This is a genomic window from Thermococcus sp. 9N3 (assembly GCF_012027685.1).
Classification (GTDB): domain Archaea; phylum Methanobacteriota_B; class Thermococci; order Thermococcales; family Thermococcaceae; genus Thermococcus; species Thermococcus nautili.
Genome location: NZ_SNUV01000002.1, coordinates 165,309 through 181,569, shown reverse-complemented (window position 1 = coordinate 181,569; position 16,261 = coordinate 165,309). Strand labels below are relative to the sequence as shown.

Sequence of the window (16,261 nt, the reverse complement as noted above, 5' to 3'; positions counted from 1 at the left end):
TGTAAATGAGATGGGTTGATTTCAAGGACAGCGTCAAGAGGTTTTGGGAGGATTTCAAGCACCAGAAGAGTGGAATGTTCGGATTATTTTTCCTCATCGTCCTCATAGTCCTCGCAATCGCCGCTCCTTACATTACCAGTCCCAACATACCCAAGGAGTGGCAGACTGGAACCGCGTGGGTTACCAACCCCAAGAATGCCCCGCCGGCATGGGAGAACTACTTCGTTAGCGAGAAGAGGGCGTCTCAGGTTGAGTACACCATAGACGACCTTCACCTAAGCAAGACCCAGAACGGTAGCTACACCGTTTACACGATGACGTTTACCTATGATATGAGGTACGACATTCCGCCCAAGGACATAGTCATTACCGGCCTTAACTCGACCGCTAAGAGGCCCCAGGACAACCCACTGGTCACGATGTACGTTGAGAGGCCTAAGGAAAACGGCCTTAAGTACAACTCCCTCATGCTCCTCTACAACGTCCAGCTCCCATCAAGCGGTGTCGTCCAGCTTGCCTACACCCAGGAGGTCAAGAGCCTCATCTTCTACTGGCTCTACGAGAACGGCATATTCACTCTTCCAATGCAGCTTCCGGACAGCCTCCCGATGGACATGAAGATGATGTACCTCACCCAGCAGGTTCAGATGAACTCGACCCTCTACGGTTACTACCAGTCAATGGACCCGATGAAGGTCATCTTCGGTAAGATGACCGACAACGGAAAGCTCCGCACCCTCGACCAGATAGTTAACTCCCCTGAAGCCCTCCAGGGCACGTACAAGTTCACCATAGTCGTCACCGTTCCCAGCAACGTTCAGGTTGACTTCAGCAACTTCAAGGTTGCCCTTGTTGGTAGAACCTACGGTCTCCTCGGAACCGACCAGTACGGTAGGCCGATTGCCGTTGGCCTCCTCTGGGGTATCCGCGTTGCCCTGGCCATAGGTATCGCCGTTTCAGTCAGTACCGTCCTCATTGGAATCCTCGTGGGTGTTACCAGTGCTTACCTCGGCGGATGGGCGGATGAGGCGATACAGAGGTTCACCGAGTTCATGATGACCCTGCCGGTGCTTCCGATGCTCATCCTGCTCTCGCTGTACTTCGGAGGTAAGATTAACCTCAAGCAGCTCGTCTTCATCCTGGTGCTCTTTGGATGGATGGGAACCACCAAGGTCGCGAGGAGTATGGCGCTCCAGATTAAGGAGCAGACCTACGTTGAGGCGGCAAGAGCCCTCGGTGCGAGCACCGGAAGGATAGTCTTCAAGCACATAGTGCCACAGCTCCTCCCGTACGCGTTCGCTAGCATAGCCCTCAGCGTTCCGGGAGCAATCCTCAGCGAGGCCGGACTGAGCTTCCTTGGCCTTACGAGCAACAACATGATTACGTGGGGTCAGATGCTTAACGCTGCCAACGCCAACGGTGCGACCCTCAACGGATACTGGTGGCAGGTCATCCCGCCCGGACTTGCAATCGCCTTCGTCGGACTGATATTCGTCCTGATTGGTGTCTCGCTCGACACCGTGCTCAACCCGAGGCTCAAGCGCGCGTGAGGTGGTTTAGATGGCTAAGAACGTCCTTGAAGTTAGGAACCTCAAGATGTATTACTTCACCAGCAAGGGTGTCGTCAAGGCCGTTGACAACATCAGCTTCGACCTCAAGAAGGGTGAGGTCCTGGGACTTGCCGGAGAAAGCGGATGTGGCAAGTCCTCCCTTGGTTTTACCCTTTTGGGTATGCCCACCCCGCCAGGAAAGATAGTTGACGGAAGCATCAAGATTGACGGCAGGGAGATAGTTGGCCTTCCTGAGGACGTCCTCAGAAGGGAAATCCGCTGGCAGAAGATTTCGATGATATTCCAGGGAGCTATGAACGCCCTCAACCCGGTGTACACCATCGGTTTCCAGATGACCGAGCCCCTCATATACCACAAGGGAATGAGTCAGGAGGAGGCCCTTGACAGGGCTCAGAAGTACCTTGAACTCGTCGGTCTCGACCCCGAAATCGTTTACCGCTACCCCCACGAGCTCTCGGGTGGTATGAAACAGCGTGTCGTTATTGCTATGGCCCTCCTCATGGAGCCGAGCGTCGTCATAGCCGATGAGCCGACGACGGCCCTTGACGTTATCGTTCAGGCGCAGATTATCAACCTCATGAAGAGGCTCAAGAAGGAACTCAACCTCTCGATGATATTCATCACCCACGACCTCAGCATCCTCGCAGAGATTAGCGACAAGGTCGCCATCATGTACGCTGGTAAGATAATCGAGATTGGAGACAGCGAGAAGATTTACTACGAGCCGGCCCACCCGTACACCCAGAAGCTCCTCGCGGCTATTCCGAGGCTTCACGAGGACGTTGAGAGGCTTGAGTTCATCCCGGGACAGCCGCCCAACCTCATCAACCCGCCGAAGGGATGCCGCTTCCACCCGAGGTGCCCCTATGCGATGGACGTTTGTAAGGAGCAGGAGCCCGAGCTGAAGGAGATTGATAAGGACCACTACGCGGCATGCTGGTTGCTGTGAGGTGTTGAGAATGGCCGAGCCGATACTCAAGGTTGAAAACCTCAAGAAGTACTTCCCGCTCAAGAGGGGTCTCCTCGCCAGCCTGCGCGGTGAGCCTCAGCGCTTCGTCCACGCGGTTGACGGAGTCAGCTTCGAAATCTACAAGCAGCAGGTCTTTGCACTCGTCGGTGAGAGTGGCTGTGGTAAGTCCACCACCGGAAGGCTCATCGTCAAACTCCTTGAGCCAACCGACGGTAAGATTTACCTTGAGGGCGAGGACGTCACCGAGATTAAAACCAAAGAGGAGCTCCTTGCCTACAGAAGGAAGGTTCAGATGATATTCCAGGACCCGTTTGCCTCCCTCAACCCGCGCTTCAGAATCTTCGACGTCCTTGAGGAGCCCCTTCTCATCCACGGCATCGGTGAAACCAGGGCCGAGCGTGAGGAGCTCATCTATAAGGCCCTTGAGATGGTCAAGATTATTCCACCCGAGGACTACGTCAGCAGGTTCCCGCACATGCTCTCCGGTGGACAGAGGCAGCGTGTGGCTATTGCAAGGGCCCTCATCCTGAACCCGACGTTTATCGTCGCCGACGAGCCGGTCTCGATGCTCGACGTGTCAATTCGTGCAGAAATCCTTGAGCTCATGAAGAGCCTCAAGGACAAGATGGGCGTCACGTACCTCTACATCACCCACGACCTCTCAACGGCCAGGTACTTCGCCGACTGGATTGCCGTCATGTACCTCGGTAGAATCGTCGAAATGGGTCCGGCTGAGAAGGTCATTGACAACCCGCTCCACCCGTACACGAGGGCGCTGCTCGCTGCCGTTCCGGAGCCGAAGCCCGAGAGGAGAAACGTCATCAAGGAGCTTCCGATTAAGGGTGAGGTTCCGAGCGCTGTCAACATTCCGCCCGGATGCCGCTTCCACCCGAGGTGTATCTACGCCAAGAAGGGTCTCTGTGACGTTGAACAGCCGAAGCTCATAGAGTACGAGCACAACCACTTTGCCGAGTGCCACCTCGTCGGCAAGTTCTGACCCCTTTCTTTTTTCTCGGTGATGCCCATGAACGAAGCCCTCAAAGTGTTTCTGAGCTCAAGGCTCGTTGTTGCAGGCTTCATAATGATACTGCTCGCCATGGTTCTGTCGGCAATAGCCGTTTTCCAGACGGGGCATCCTTCGTATTACTCAAGCGGAACCCTCGGTCCTGGCAATCATACGCTTGGCAACGATACCTTTGAGAACAGGTACTTCTACTGCAACAGGAGCCTCTCCCTCAGCTCGAAGAACGCGACCGTTGAGGTCTCCTGGGGCAACTTCACGGCCGTATATAACATAACCGGAAACGCCACGTTCATCCCAACCGACAGGCCCGAGGTAAGGGTTATTAACGGCACCGTCACCTACACATACAGGGCGAAGGCCATAAGCTACCCCTACTCCGACCTCGCGATACCCGCGGCAGTCCTTGCCTTCGCCGGCACCGTTGTCCTGTGGGTTGGATACACCCACGCCCTCAGGGGGAAGAGGAAATGAGGGAGCTTGACTTCAACTCCGTCGTCGAGATAATCACGGCCTTTATCCGGGAGAAAGTTGAGGAGGCTAACGCCGAGGGCGTCGTGATTGGGATAAGCGGGGGCATAGACAGCGCAACAACGGCTTACCTCGCCGTCAGGGCCCTCGGAAGGGAGCGCGTTCTCGGCCTGATAATGCCCTACTACCAGAACCGGGACGTTGAAGACGCTAGACTGGTCTGCTCCTCCCTTGGAATCGAGTGCAGGGAGATAAACATAAAGCCCATCGTTGACTCGTTCGTTTCTCAGCTCGGCTTCCAGCCCGACAGGAGGAACCTTGGCAACATAATGGCCAGGACGAGAATGGTTCTCCTCTACGCTCACGCCAATGAGAAGAACTGCCTCGTCCTTGGAACAAGCAACAGGAGCGAGTTCCTCACCGGATACTTCACCAAGTGGGGCGACGGGGCGAGCGACTACGCGCCTCTCATAAACCTCTACAAAACCGAGGTCTGGGAAATAGCGAAGCTCATCGGCGTTCCCGAGAGGATAATCGAGAAGAAACCCACCGCCGGCCTCTGGGAGGGCCAGACTGACGAGGACGAGCTTGGCATAAGCTACCGCCTCCTCGACGAAATCCTCTGGCGCCTCGTTGACCTGCTGAAGGACAAGGATGAAATAGCCGAGGAGCTGGGCATACCAATCGAGCGGGTCGAATACGTCGAGAACCTCGTTAAGAGGAGCGAGCACAAGCGCCGTTTGCCACTGGGCCCGAGCTTCTGAGGTGAGCCGATGAAGCGCGGTTACCTTCTCGTTTTTCTCGCCGCCTCAATGTGGGGAACGATAGGGATATTCGCCACTTACATCTACCGCTATAACGTTGATTCCTTCACGATGGTCTTCTGGCGCGTTCTCTTTGCTCTAATAATTCTCGGAACCTACATCTCGCTCTTCCTGCGCGAGAATCCCTTCACGCGCGAGAAATTGTGGTTCTACGCGGTTTACGGCCTCGTTGGAGTTTTCGCCTTCTACACCCTCTACTTCTACACCGTCAAAATCTCATCGGTCGGCTTCGCGGTTCTGCTCATCTACACCGCCCCGGCCTTCTCGGTAATCCTCGGCAGATTAATCTTCAAGGAGCCCATAACAACCGAGAAGGCAATCGCACTGGTAATGGTGCTGGCTGGAGTGCTTCTCGTTGCTGGCAACGTGGACTTCAACGTGAGCCACTTGGCTTTACTGACAGGCATAGCGACCGGCTTCACCTACGCCCTCTATGGAGTTCTCGCCAAGTTCGGTGTCAGAAACGAGAGGCCCGAGAGGGTTCTCTTCATGACCCTGCTCTTCGGCCTGCTCTTCCTCGCTCCCTTCTCTAAGTTCTCCGTTCCGAGGGGAGCGATTCCCTACCTCCTCGGTTTAGCGTTTTTCCCGACGTTCCTCGGCTACACCCTCTACAACCACGCCCTCAAAGAAGTAGAGGTCAGCAGGGCCAGCATAGTTGCGACCGTTGAGCCGGTGGTTGCAATAGTTCTCGCGTACATCCTGTTTGGCGAGGCCTTAACGCCCCTCCAGCTCCTCGGCGGGGCGCTCATAATCGGGGCATCAATCCTCGTGCACATGCGGGAAGGAAAGAACTGAGAAGGGCTCAAACGTAGAAGTACCTCTCGAGCTCCCACTCGGTAACCTTCTTGGTCTCCAGCGGGAGCTCTCTGCTCTCGAGGTAGGCGACGTACTCGCTCCACTCCCTCTCCTTGTAGGCGATGAAGTTCTCGTAGGCCTCTCCGAGCGCCTCCCGGACAACCTTGTCCTTCCTCAGCTCCTCCAGCGCCTCCCCGAGGCTTCCAGGAAGGGTCTCGATTCCAGCTTTGCCCCTCTCCTCCTCGCCCATCTCGTAGACGTTGGTTTCAACGTACGCCTCGGGCTCAAGCTTCCTCTTGATTCCGTCGAGTCCAGCTAAGAGTATCGCCGAGAAAGCCAGGTACGGGTTGGCGCTCGGGTCCGGACAGCGGTACTCTATCCTCGCCCCGTTGCCCCAGAAGGCCGGGACGCGGATGAGCGCGCTCCTGTTCCTGTAGCCCCAGCTCACGTAAACCGGGGCCTCGTAGCCGGGGACGAGGCGCTTGTAGCTGTTCACCGTCGGGTTGGTCAGGGCCGTTAGGGCTTTCGCGTGTTTGAGTATTCCGGCTATGAAGTGAAGTGCCGTCTCGCTCAGCCCGTCCTCGCCGATGAAAGCGTTCTCTCCGTCCTTCCAGAGGCTTATGTGGAGGTGCATTCCGTTGCCGGGGTAGCCGTAGAGGGGCTTCGGCATGAAGGTGGCGTATAAACCGCGCATCTCGGCGATGGCCTTGACGACGTACTTGAAGCTCACGATGTTGTCGGCGGTCTTGAGGGCCTCGTCGTAGCGGAAGTCAATCTCGTGCTGGGCCCTGCCAACCTCGTGGTGGAGAACCTCCGGAACGAGGCCGAAGGCCGGCATGTAGAGGGCTATCTCCCTCCTCAGCTCCCTCGCCCTGTCGAGGGTCACGAGGTCGAAGTAGCCCCCGCTGTCGGGTATGTGGAGCTCCCAGGTTCCGTTCTTCTTGAAGAGGTAGAACTCCGGCTCCGGCCCGATGTAGGCCTTGAAGCCGGCTTTTTCAAGCCTCTCAAGGGCCCTCCTGAGGACTCCCCTCGGGTCTGCCTTGTAGGGCTTTCCGTCTTTGTAGATGTAGCCGTAGACCCTCGCTATGCCTTCCCAGGGAACCTCGGCGTAGGTGCTCGGGTCGGCCTTGAAGATGAGGTCGCTGTCCTCTATGCCCTGGAACCCGGGAATCGAGGAGCCATCGAAGGCTATGCCATCTTCGATTGCCTCTTCGTACCTCTCTATCGGAACCTCCATCCCCTTTGGGATGCCGTTTATGTCCACGAAGATGAGCTGGAGGAACCTCGGGCCCCTCGTCTCGACTCCGAGGAGCTTTGCACTTTCGTTCATTTTTTCATCACCTCATTGTTTGAACGTTCAATTATTTCCGCCACATGCTGAACATATACCCCTAATTAACCCTTTCCCCTGAATTTTTGAACGCCTGACGAAAAACGGCCTATGGGCGTTATCGTTTTGACGTAAACAAGTCTATCTACTCGCTTAATTTTGAACTTTTTGACAAGAATATGTTAAATAACGTTTATCTGCTCCGGCTCGAATTGACACCCGTATGAACCCCGAAAACGCCCTCTTGAGGGAAATCTACCGCATAAACAGCCACCTTCCGGCGAAGAGGCCAACCCTCGTCCAGTTGCTCGCCTCAGAGGAGCCCTCCGTCAGGCTGAGGGACGGGAGCAGGCATTCCTTCCGAAAGGCAGAGCTCGAGAGGATTAGGGGTCTTCTTGACCCCGGCGACGAGGAGAAACTGCTCCTCCCGATAGTCCTTGAGATAGTCAGCGACTTCAGGGGCTACTTCAGGGTCAGGGGAAAGGTCGCGGTCAAGGTGATAGACAGGCTTCTCGGCTCCTATGACCCCCTCGACGAGCCCGAGGAGAAGCTCTACCCGAGGTACCTGCTCCCCAGGGTGAGGCGGGAACTGCCGACGACCACAACCTACGCCTTCATAGCGGAGTGATGGATATGGACGATAATCGTGTTTTCCTCAACTACCTCGCCTTCACGGTTCCCCACGTCACGGTTTTCGCCGGGGCGGTCTTTGGAATCCTCGTGCTCCTCGGCATAAAGACGTCGCTCGCCCTTGGAATCTTCGCCCTCCTCTACGGGGTGATGCTCCTGGCAATAGCCCTCGTTGCAAGGGAGCACTTCTCCGACCTGGGACTCTACCGCCTTTATCTGGCGTTCTCCGCGTTTCTCGTGGCTACTGGCCTGTTCCTGCTATACCGTGCCCTTGTGCACAGCTGACTTTTAATGGGTAAGTTTAAATTCGAGGGCGCCTTATTATCTGGGGTGGTGATTGTGAGGCGGGCACTACTGCTCATCGCTATCATACTAGTTTCGATGTTCCTTCCGTTTACCAGCGCCCAGTTTGGAACTATATCAGTGGCGGGTTCGATAACCGTTGTGAGAGGTGACTACAGCGAAGGAACGCTTCTCCTGACGAACAATGCGGGTGTAATTTACTCTGTCGTCAGCTATCAGAGCTTCTGGGTGGAGGACACAAACGGAAACCGCGTTGAGGGATTCAACTTCACGATGTTCCCGAGGGTTTTTCCAAACTGGGGCAGGGGTCAGAACAAGACGGTAAAATACAACCTGACCGTGTCAAAGGACGTCCTTCCGGGCAACTACACGCTCTACCTTCGATTCATAGCAACTTACTCGGGAGACGTTTACATCCTGAAGGCCAAGGTTCCGGTTGAAGTTCTCGCTTCACCCCTTACCTTTACGAGCGCCTACTCCTACGTTCCTGGTCGGGGTGATGTCCCCTACGTTTTCCTGGGGGAGAGCGTTACCGTTTACTCCCATGTGATTAACATCGGCCACTTCAACGCTACCGTGAACGTTTTCTCTGCCCTTCTCCTGGGGAGCAATAACTACTCCGTCGTTTCCAAAAACGTGACAGTTCCGCCGGGGGACACACTGATAAGGCTATCTCTACCTGTCGGGTGGAACTATCCGGAGGGTAACTACACCCTAATCTACCGCGTTTCATACGGGGACCAGAGTTACACCTACACCAAGAAGCTTGCAGTTTCACTCGGTGTCAGGCTCGTTGGCGTCTCTGTTGAGAAGGAGAGCGTCCTGCTTAACGACACACTGAAGGCGTACGTCACCATCATTTCCGAAAGGGACATAAACGCCACGATTTCCTGCGTTGCTGTAATCAACGGCACAAAATCATTTGCTGCCAAAACTCGGGAGATAACCCTCTCCCCTGGTACTAGTGTGGTTCAGCTGTCTCTTCCGACATCCAAGCCAGGAAACGTCTCCGCCGTTATTGGTCTCTCCGTTCACGGTCGCTCCGGGGGGAACGATACCGTTCACTACACCGTTTATGCTCCACCCTCAATAGGGTCCCTGAGTGCAAAGCTACTGAACTCGACGCTTGAGGTTAGCGCTCTGCTCCTGAACCCGACCCCAGAAGCGGTCAGCGGAACTCTCGAGTACAAGGTTCTCGCCAACGGAACTTCCCTCTACGCTGACGTTCTTGACGTAACTATTCCCCCTGGCAAAAAGGGGCTTTCATTCAGGTTTAACGTTCCAAAGGGCGTCAACGTTACGTACTCCTTCAAGCTCAACGCCCTTGGAAGGGTCAGCGTCAAGGAAGGTAGCCTCTGGGTTCCGGCGCCGAAGCCCAAGCCGTCCCCGACGCAGACCCCGACAACCACGTCCACAACCCCGCAGTCTAACACAACCTCAACGACGGGCGAAGCCAACGGCGGGGGCTTCCCGTGGTGGCCCGTTGTGGGGATACTCATCGTAGTGGCCGTTGTGGTTGTGTTATACTACCAGAACCAGCCCAAGAAGGGGAGAACCAGGAAAACTCCAAAGCGTCGCTCACCGCTCGGGAGGTTCAAGAGGCCGAAGCCGCCAAAGTTCCATGAGAGGGATTCCCTGCCCAAAAAGAAGTGACCAAACCTTTTTATTCTCCCTTTTCTACTTCCTTACGGCGAGGGGGTCGGGGGCTCTCGGGGCACTCCCGAGGAAGTTCCGCCCACCGCACCGGGGCCGCGGTGCCGCAAGGCACCTCCCGAGAGGGAGGGCAACGGCGCAGAAACGACACGGCCCCCGGGAGATGTGGATGACGCGCGCGAAGGGCCTGGCGACGGGCACCGAGCTAACCCGCAGACAATCCCGGGGGATGCGGTGAAACGGCCGTCCCGCGGGGTGCAAGGCCGTGGAAGGGGCGATGAGTTCCCGGTGCGAGCCCCGTGGTAGGCCGCTCAGTCGAATGCCCCCTTGACACAGAAGGCGGGCTACGACCCCCTCGCCAAATCAATAGCTGAAGCGAGCAGAATGAGGGCGCCACCTATCACGGTTCTAACCCCTGGCACCTCTCCAAAGACCAAGAACGCGTAAACTATCGCGCTCAGCGGGTCGAGGTAGCTCAACAGGGAGGCGTCTTTGACCTCCACCTTCTTCAGCCCGTCCATGTAGAGGTAGAGGGCGAACACCGTGTGGAGCAAGACGAGAACCGCTATTGCCCACCAGACCGGGCTTCCAACGTTTTCAACGGCCACGAAAGGAATTAAAACGACGGAAGCTACCGCCAGCTGGAGGAATGTTAAGCTTTCTCCGTCAACGCCCCTCATGAACCTGCCGAGGTTTGGAATTAGTGCATAGAAGAGCGCTCCCAGAAACGCGAATACGATTCCTGTGAAGTCCCTGTCGGAGAGGCTGATTCTCTGGGAAGACGCTATGAGGAGCAGTCCCGTGAAGGCTATGGCAAGGCTCAGAACCTTTCCCGCGTCGAGCCTTTCATGGAGGAAGCGCCATGAAATCAGCGTCGCCAGAACCGGGGCGGTGTAGTAAACGAGAACCGCGTTCGCTATGCTCGTGTAGTTGAAGGCCGTGAAGAGGAAGACCCAGTTTAAGGCTAACGCAGTCCCGAGCGCGAGCATGTGATAGGGCCTCTCTCTAAGCTCCCCCAAAGCGTTTCCGAGCTTTCCCCTGAGGCCGAGGATTGGGAGAAGGACGAGCGCTCCAAACGAAACCCTCGCGAAGGCGACCCCTAAACCCGAAAGCCCCGAGAGCCTGCCGAATATCCCGACGCTCCCCCATATAAGCATTGCAAGCGCTATCTGGACCTTTCCCCGGTTCATAGCGAGCTCTCCCACTCCTCGTACGCTTCCTTCACTTCCTCCTTCCTGAACTCTGGCACGGCGTCTCTAAATGGGTTAAAGCGCTCGAGTTTCCCCTCGTCTGGGCCGATGTAGGTTGCTATCAACCCCACCTTGGAGTGCAGGCTCGACGGCAGGCGGAGGATTCTCTTGACGTCAACGGTAACGCGTCCGTCGAAGTAGGCCTTGGAGAAGGTGCTCGATATCGAGAACAGCCTTATCAGCGTTTTATAGCCGACTCCGCTCGGGAAAGAGGCCAGCAAACCCCTCTCGACGAAGCTCCTCACGATTCTATTCCTGCTCTCATCGCTCAGGAGTTTTCTGGCAAGGCCCTTCTTTATCCCCGCGCTTATCAGGTGGTTCTCGTTTGCCCTCTTTATGAAGTAGCCGAAGCGAAGCCTAAAGGCCCGGAAGTAGCCACTCGACAGCATAATCCTCCTGCTCATCACGTCCTCGTAGGTTACCTCCTCCGAGGCGCTGATGTAGGCTAAAATTTTCTCCCTGGCCTTGGCGTCGAGCCTCAACGCCCACTCGTCGAGGACCCTTATGTGGTAGCCCCTGCCCGAGTAAACCACGTGGACGTTCTCGAAACCGAAGTCCTCCTTAAGAACCACCAGCGTGTCCCTTGCGAGCTCCTTCGCGTCCTCCAGGCAGATTGGGCACACCTGCCCGCTCGGGTGCCTGTCCATACACCTCCTTAGGGGCAAGTCCTTGGCGTCTATGTCGAAGACGAGCTCCGCTCCAAGCCAGCCCTCCATCTGGGCCGGTTCGCGGTAGAGCGCAACGGACGTGTAGATTGCGTAGGGGGAGGTGGCCTTAACGTAGTCCCCCAAATCTCTAACGTCGGTGAATACGTTCTTCCTGTCGCTCGGGCCCTCGCCGGTGTGGTCGAAGCCGAACTCGCGCTTTTCAAGGCTATCAATGATGAACTTTGGAATCCTCTCGGCCTTCCACTCGCCCTTGTAGTAGAGCTCCCTCTCCTCCCTGCTGACCTCTCTGAGCAGTTCAGCCACCCTCCTCACCTCCTTCACCGGTTTCGCCCCGCTCCTCCCTTGCGAGCCTTCTCAGATAGTACGTCAGCGGGTTCTTGACCCCCCTGCAGTACCTGTCCGGCTTGCATAGCTGGGGAGCGTTGGCCCTTATCTTGTCGCAGTTCGGCGGGAAGTACCACGTCGAATTTCCGCTGTCCTCGAGCGTTGGCTTATCGGTCAGTCCGAAGCCGAGGTGGTACCAGATGTTCTTAATCTCGTGGGGCTGGTCCTCGAAGAGCGGCGGCTTACAGCGGTTGCCGGCCTCTATGATAACAGGTAGAATCTCCTCCTCGATGACCCTTAGGTCGCTTATGCAGTCCTTAACACGGACGTCCTTCCTCGGCGGGTTGGGGCAGATGCGCGCGTAGCTCAGGAAGCTCGTTAAGAGAACCGTAATCGCGTAGTTCCTCATTCCCGCGGGGACGCCTTTTAGGGCCTCCTTAACGCACGGCGGGAATAGGTCGAAGCGGAGCGGCTTTGCGCCAACTTTTCCGAGCTTCTCAAGCCTCTCCTTGAAGTACTCCCCGGCGAGCTCCTCAAGCTTCTCCTTAAGCTCCTCGTAGAATTCGGGAAGTTCGTCCCTGACGTCGGCGAGAAGGCTGACAGCTTTATCGAAGCGCCTCTCAAAGGCCATCTCCCAGAGCTTTAACGCCTCGTCCCAGCGGAGGTAGGCGTATCCTTTCCTTACGTAGACCTCCTTCAGCGACCCCTCCCAGAGCTCGAGGAACTCGCTCAGGTGCATCCTGTACTTCAGCTTGAGCTTCTCCCTCTCGTCCTCGGGCAGACTTCTGTCCATCGCCCTTTCAAGTATCTTCCTGTCCCTCTCGGGTATCCCCTCCGCCGGCTCAATCTTTAGAAGGCTTCCCTCCAGCGAGCCCTTTCTCTCTATCCTCGCGCGGTAGAGCTTTGCCGTTGCCTTCTTCACGAACTCGGCCTCGATGCCATAGGGGGAGAACGCCAGCGCCCCGAGCAGGGCGTAGAATCTGAAGAGGTCCCTGAGCTCCTCGAGTGGGTCGGTTCTGAGGAGCTCTCCCGGGGGCTCATTGGATTTTAGCATCCAACCGACGAGTGAGAGTGCCTCGTCTGGGTCTATGCTTGAGGGAATCCCTTCAAGGAGCGTCAGAACGTCCCCGAACTCGCGCCTGATTAACTCCTGTGCGTCCCTTCCAAAGGGGTCGGACATGGTTTCACCTTGCTCCCACTTTGCTTTTTTCAATAAAACGTTTCCGCCCCTGTGGTGTTCCCTGGCGATTTAATAAGTAAACCGTTGTAAATCTTCCATCAAAGGGGACTTTAGTTCCGTTATCTTCCAAAAGTTTTATATCCACAAACCATCAATTAGCTATAGCGGATAAACTAAGAGCTATCCCCAACAGCCATCACGGTGATTCGTATGACCAGAGAGGTGTGGCAAGTTCGCAGAGTCAAGACCGGGATTCCCGGTTTTGACGACCTCGTTGAGGGAGGATTCCCCGAGGGAACCACGGTCCTTGTAACCGGTCCCACCGGAAGCGGTAAGACAACGTTCGCGGTTCAGTTCGTTTACAAGGGTGTTGAGCTCTACGATGAACCCGGGGTAATAGTCACCCTCGAGGAGAGGGCGCAGGACCTCAGGAGGGAGATGAGGACCTTTGGCTGGGACATCGAGAAATACGAACGCGAGGGCAAGATAGCCATCGTCGATGGTGTCAGCGCCGTCGTGGGGCTCCCGTCCGAGGAACAGTACGTCCTTGAGGGCAACCTCAACGCCGAGGACTTTTTGAGATACGTCTACCGCGTTGTTAAGGCAATCAACGCCAAGAGGCTCGTCATAGACTCCATTCCCTCTATAGCGTTCCGCCTCAAGAAGGAGGAGGAAATCAGGGAAATGCTCCTCCAGCTCAACACGATACTCCTTGAGATGGGCGTCACGTCAATCCTCACAACCGAGGCCCCCGACCCGAGCAGGGGCAAAATCAGCAGGTACGGCGTCGAGGAGTACATCTCCAGGGGCGTCATCCTTCTCGACTTCATCGAGAGGGAGGTTGAACTCAAGCGCTATCTCTTAATCAGGAAGATGCGTGAGACGAGGCACTCGATGAAGAAGTACCCCTTCGAGATAACCGAGGAGGGCATAGTCGTTTACCCGAGCGGGGAAATCTACTGACACCCAAAATTTTTTAAGGACCTTTGTTCTTACTATTTTCGATGGTTCAAAAACGATTATTTGTAGTCGTTTTATTATCCTCACTCCTCTTCGTTTCCCTTGCGCTTAGCCGTTACTCCCCAGAGAAAGACTCCTTCACCGGCCTCTGCGTTTATTCTTCTGGCTCCATCTCGGTCCTCTACAACGGCACGGTCACGGTCGCACTCGGGAAGTCTTTGGAGCTCGGAAAGGCCTACACAGTTCAGGGCAGGCTCAGAGCGACCAACCGCGGTCTCTGGATGGACGTTTCCTCAGTAGTCCCCGCAAACGCGACGTTTCCCTTAGAAATTATTGAAGGGGCCTACTGGTACTCCAACGGCCCCGTTCTGCTCACTCCTTTGAGGGTCCGCCTCGCCTATCCACTCAACGCTTCCAAGGGAAGCCTCGTGAGGCTTGAGGGCCTGACCTACGGCTCGAAGTTCTATCCCGTCAATGTTGAAGAGCTCGGCTATTTGAAGGAACCCCGCAATGGCATGCCCTACCCTCTTGAGGGCGTCGTCCTCTACCCGGGCAACCCCGCAACGGTCTGGAACGAGAGCGAGGAGTTCAGGGTTTACCTCCCCCACGGCCTTTCCCTCAGACCGGGCCTTCGCGTCAAAGTCCTCGGCGTTGTGAGGCTTTACTCTACTATCGCCCTCTACGTGAATTCCGGCGACGACGTTAACGTCCTCGGGCCTGCCGAGGAGAAGCCCCTCAACCTGGCGGAAATCGGGGAGATAGCCACCGGCGAGTGTCTCGTTATCAAAAGTACCTCCCGCTACCTGAAGCTCGACTGCACAGACTTGAGGCTCCACGGCTTCAGCGCGAGAGTCGGCGACACGGTTCGCTTCGAGGCCCTGAGAAGAAAGTCCAGTTTGCTCTGCCTGAACTGCTCCATAGTGAAGCCCCGGGGGAAACTGCCCAACGGCATCTGCTCCTTCAACGAAGGCTCCTTCTCGAGAATCTCGGGAAAAGTCGCCTGGGTAAAGGTTTACAGGAACGGCTTTGGGGTAGCAAACGTAACAAACGGCACCTGCTCGGTTCTCCTCAAGCTCCCATCGAGGCTCGGTGTCTCTCTGGCTGAAAACGATAGCGTAACGGCCTACGGCTTCTTCACGACCTACAGGGGAAAGCCGGCGTTTGAAGTTCAGTCGGGTGAGGACCTTTGCTCCGGGAAGCACTGTTAGGCCTCCTGCTCGGCACTTTCACGGGAATAACGCCGGGAATCCACGTGAACACTTTGGCTTCCCTTCTCCGTGATTTCGGCCTAAGCGCGGTCGTTCTCTTTGCGATGGGGCTGACTCATACGTTCCTTGATGCAATCCCTTCAACCTTCCTCGGCGTTCCCGATGAGGGTACGGCCCTCGGCGTTCTTCCGGCTCACCGGCTCGTGCTCGGCGGTAAGGGCCTTGAGGTCGTCAGGATAGCGCTCATCGCGAGCTTTCTGGCGGTCATATTCTTCCTCCCGCTGGTTCCCATCTACCTTCGCCTCGCTCCCCTCTACAGGCCCGCCTTTGGAAAGTTTGCCGTCCTGCTCCTAATCCTTCTTCTCGTCTTCACCGAGCGGGGCGTGAAAAAGATTTATGCGCTCTTCGTAATCCTTCTCTCGGGGATTCTTGGCCTTTTTATTCTCTCGCTCCCGCTGAACGAGCCATTTTATGTCCTCTTCACCGGGTTCTTCGGCGTTCCGGTTATAGTTTCCTCCCTCCTGGCCGGGACCAAGCGAGTAGAGCCTGGCAGTCCGGAGCTCGAGATTACCCCCAAAGGGCTCGTCCTATTCTCTTTCCTGGGGACGCTCTTCGGTATGCTTGCTTCCCTTCTTCCGGCCTTCACGGCATCGCAGGCGGCCCTGCTCGGCTCGTTCATCTCCCGGGACGAGCGCTCGTTCCTGACAATCGTCTACTCCGTTAACACCGCCAACTTCCTCTTCGCCTTTCTCAACTTCCTCGAAACGGGAAGGGAAAGAAACGGAGTGGTGACGCTAATGGAGCCTTTGAGCGTCAAAGCCCTCCCGGCGTTCCTCCTCGTTGCGCTCTTCGTGGGCCTCGCGGTTCTCCTCTACGGCGAGCCCCTTGCAAGGTTTCTGGCGGGGGCCCTATCGAGGCTCCCGTACCGGTTTATCAACCTCACTGTTCTGGCGTTTCTGATTCTCCTGGCCTTCATCTTCGACGGCCTTCCGGGCCTGCTCGCGCTGACCGCTTCCGCGATTGTGGGTTACCTAACCGTTCTCCTCGGGGTGAAGAGGACGGCCTGCATGGGCTCCCTGATGCTTCCGGTCCTGCTAAGATGA

At 56.4% G+C, this 16,261-nt stretch carries 16 protein-coding genes and 1 other RNA gene; 13 read left to right on the top strand and 4 right to left on the bottom strand.

Going from position 1 to position 16,261, the window contains the following annotated elements; genetic code table 11:
- Positions 1-5: 5 nt before the first annotated feature.
- The 6 genes from E3E30_RS07955 to E3E30_RS07930 are packed head-to-tail and all read left to right on the top strand — an operon-like array spanning position 6 to position 5,652.
- The gene (locus E3E30_RS07955; protein ID WP_167729165.1) at positions 6-1,550 is read left to right on the top strand and encodes an ABC transporter permease; all 1,545 of its coding nucleotides are present in this window, start codon (positions 6-8) and stop codon (positions 1,548-1,550) included.
- A gap of 10 nt (positions 1,551-1,560) precedes the next feature.
- Positions 1,561-2,520 carry an ABC transporter ATP-binding protein gene (locus E3E30_RS07950; RefSeq protein WP_042691217.1) on the top strand — a complete coding sequence of 320 codons (960 nt, stop codon included), beginning with the start codon at positions 1,561-1,563 and terminating at the stop codon, positions 2,518-2,520.
- A gap of 10 nt (positions 2,521-2,530) precedes the next feature.
- A complete protein-coding gene (locus E3E30_RS07945) occupies positions 2,531-3,538 on the top strand; it encodes an ABC transporter ATP-binding protein (protein WP_167729164.1) in 1,008 nt (335 codons plus the stop codon).
- Between the two features lie 21 nt (positions 3,539-3,559).
- Positions 3,560-4,036: a hypothetical protein gene (locus E3E30_RS07940; RefSeq protein WP_167729163.1), complete on the top strand. Its 477-nt coding sequence runs from the start codon at positions 3,560-3,562 to the stop codon at positions 4,034-4,036.
- Positions 4,033-4,797, top strand: coding sequence for an NAD+ synthase (locus E3E30_RS07935; protein WP_167729162.1), 765 nt, complete (start codon positions 4,033-4,035; stop codon positions 4,795-4,797). The genes E3E30_RS07940 and E3E30_RS07935 overlap by 4 nt, the downstream gene beginning before the upstream one ends.
- A 9-nt stretch (positions 4,798-4,806) precedes the next feature.
- Positions 4,807-5,652: an EamA family transporter gene (locus E3E30_RS07930; protein WP_042691224.1), complete on the top strand. Its 846-nt coding sequence runs from the start codon at positions 4,807-4,809 to the stop codon at positions 5,650-5,652.
- Between the two features lie 7 nt (positions 5,653-5,659).
- Here E3E30_RS07930 and glnA read toward each other — a convergent pair whose 3' ends face one another.
- A complete protein-coding gene (gene glnA, locus E3E30_RS07925; protein ID WP_167729161.1) occupies positions 5,660-6,982 on the bottom strand; it encodes a type I glutamate--ammonia ligase in 1,323 nt (440 codons plus the stop codon).
- Positions 6,983-7,205: 223 nt separating this feature from the next.
- Between glnA and E3E30_RS07920 the strand changes: the two genes are divergently transcribed.
- From E3E30_RS07920 to rnpB, 4 genes are all read left to right on the top strand, one after another.
- Positions 7,206-7,610 carry a DUF61 family protein gene (locus E3E30_RS07920; protein ID WP_167729160.1) on the top strand — a complete coding sequence of 135 codons (405 nt, stop codon included), beginning with the start codon at positions 7,206-7,208 and terminating at the stop codon, positions 7,608-7,610.
- Positions 7,610-7,897 (top strand): hypothetical protein, encoded by a 288-nt coding sequence (locus tag E3E30_RS07915; RefSeq protein ID WP_346765910.1) that lies wholly within the window; start codon positions 7,610-7,612, stop codon positions 7,895-7,897. The genes E3E30_RS07920 and E3E30_RS07915 overlap by 1 nt, the downstream gene beginning before the upstream one ends.
- Before the next feature lie 48 nt (positions 7,898-7,945).
- Positions 7,946-9,568: a hypothetical protein gene (locus E3E30_RS07910; protein WP_167729159.1), complete on the top strand. Its 1,623-nt coding sequence runs from the start codon at positions 7,946-7,948 to the stop codon at positions 9,566-9,568.
- A 37-nt stretch (positions 9,569-9,605) separates the two neighbouring features.
- Positions 9,606-9,927: RNase P RNA component (gene rnpB, locus E3E30_RS07905), an RNA gene on the top strand.
- Here the strand turns inward: rnpB and E3E30_RS07900 are convergent.
- Genes E3E30_RS07900 through priL form a run of 3 tightly spaced genes read right to left on the bottom strand, consistent with a single transcriptional unit; the run spans position 9,913 to position 12,990 of the window.
- On the bottom strand, positions 9,913-10,758 hold the full coding sequence (locus E3E30_RS07900) for a DMT family transporter (RefSeq protein ID WP_167729158.1): 846 nt from the start codon (positions 10,756-10,758) through the stop codon (positions 9,913-9,915). The genes rnpB and E3E30_RS07900 overlap by 15 nt on opposite strands.
- On the bottom strand, positions 10,755-11,789 hold the full coding sequence (priS, locus tag E3E30_RS07895; protein ID WP_167729377.1) for a DNA primase catalytic subunit PriS: 1,035 nt from the start codon (positions 11,787-11,789) through the stop codon (positions 10,755-10,757). The genes E3E30_RS07900 and priS overlap by 4 nt, the downstream gene beginning before the upstream one ends.
- Entirely contained in the window at positions 11,782-12,990 is a 1,209-nt protein-coding gene (gene priL / locus E3E30_RS07890; protein ID WP_167729157.1) for a DNA primase large subunit PriL, read from the bottom strand. The genes priS and priL overlap by 8 nt, the downstream gene beginning before the upstream one ends.
- A 210-nt stretch (positions 12,991-13,200) precedes the next feature.
- Here priL and E3E30_RS07885 point away from each other — a divergent pair, with 210 nt between their 5' ends.
- From E3E30_RS07885 to E3E30_RS07875, 3 genes are read left to right on the top strand one after another with little or no spacing between them, the layout of a single operon-like run.
- The gene (locus E3E30_RS07885) at positions 13,201-13,953 is read left to right on the top strand and encodes an ATPase domain-containing protein (RefSeq protein ID WP_042691249.1); all 753 of its coding nucleotides are present in this window, start codon (positions 13,201-13,203) and stop codon (positions 13,951-13,953) included.
- Positions 13,954-13,994: 41 nt separating this feature from the next.
- Positions 13,995-15,158 carry a hypothetical protein gene (locus E3E30_RS07880; RefSeq protein WP_167729156.1) on the top strand — a complete coding sequence of 388 codons (1,164 nt, stop codon included), beginning with the start codon at positions 13,995-13,997 and terminating at the stop codon, positions 15,156-15,158.
- Positions 15,137-16,261: a tripartite tricarboxylate transporter permease gene (locus E3E30_RS07875; RefSeq protein ID WP_167729155.1), complete on the top strand. Its 1,125-nt coding sequence runs from the start codon at positions 15,137-15,139 to the stop codon at positions 16,259-16,261. The genes E3E30_RS07880 and E3E30_RS07875 overlap by 22 nt, the downstream gene beginning before the upstream one ends.

Excerpts from the sequence above, each read along its gene's own strand:
- E3E30_RS07955 (WP_167729165.1), top strand. The coding sequence starts at position 6 with ATGAGATGGGTTGATTTCAAGGACAGCGTCAAGAGGTTTTGGGAGGAT.
- E3E30_RS07950 (WP_042691217.1), top strand. The coding sequence starts at position 1,561 with ATGGCTAAGAACGTCCTTGAAGTTAGGAACCTCAAGATGTATTACTTC.
- E3E30_RS07945 (WP_167729164.1), top strand. The coding sequence starts at position 2,531 with ATGGCCGAGCCGATACTCAAGGTTGAAAACCTCAAGAAGTACTTCCCG.
- E3E30_RS07940 (WP_167729163.1), top strand. The coding sequence starts at position 3,560 with ATGCCCATGAACGAAGCCCTCAAAGTGTTTCTGAGCTCAAGGCTCGTT.
- E3E30_RS07935 (WP_167729162.1), top strand. The coding sequence starts at position 4,033 with ATGAGGGAGCTTGACTTCAACTCCGTCGTCGAGATAATCACGGCCTTT.
- E3E30_RS07930 (WP_042691224.1), top strand. The coding sequence starts at position 4,807 with ATGAAGCGCGGTTACCTTCTCGTTTTTCTCGCCGCCTCAATGTGGGGA.
- glnA (WP_167729161.1), bottom strand. The coding sequence starts at position 6,982 with ATGAACGAAAGTGCAAAGCTCCTCGGAGTCGAGACGAGGGGCCCGAGG.
- E3E30_RS07920 (WP_167729160.1), top strand. The coding sequence starts at position 7,206 with ATGAACCCCGAAAACGCCCTCTTGAGGGAAATCTACCGCATAAACAGC.
- E3E30_RS07915 (WP_346765910.1), top strand. The coding sequence starts at position 7,610 with ATGGATATGGACGATAATCGTGTTTTCCTCAACTACCTCGCCTTCACG.
- E3E30_RS07900 (WP_167729158.1), bottom strand. The coding sequence starts at position 10,758 with ATGAACCGGGGAAAGGTCCAGATAGCGCTTGCAATGCTTATATGGGGG.
- priL (WP_167729157.1), bottom strand. The coding sequence starts at position 12,990 with ATGTCCGACCCCTTTGGAAGGGACGCACAGGAGTTAATCAGGCGCGAG.
- E3E30_RS07885 (WP_042691249.1), top strand. The coding sequence starts at position 13,201 with ATGACCAGAGAGGTGTGGCAAGTTCGCAGAGTCAAGACCGGGATTCCC.
- E3E30_RS07880 (WP_167729156.1), top strand. The coding sequence starts at position 13,995 with ATGGTTCAAAAACGATTATTTGTAGTCGTTTTATTATCCTCACTCCTC.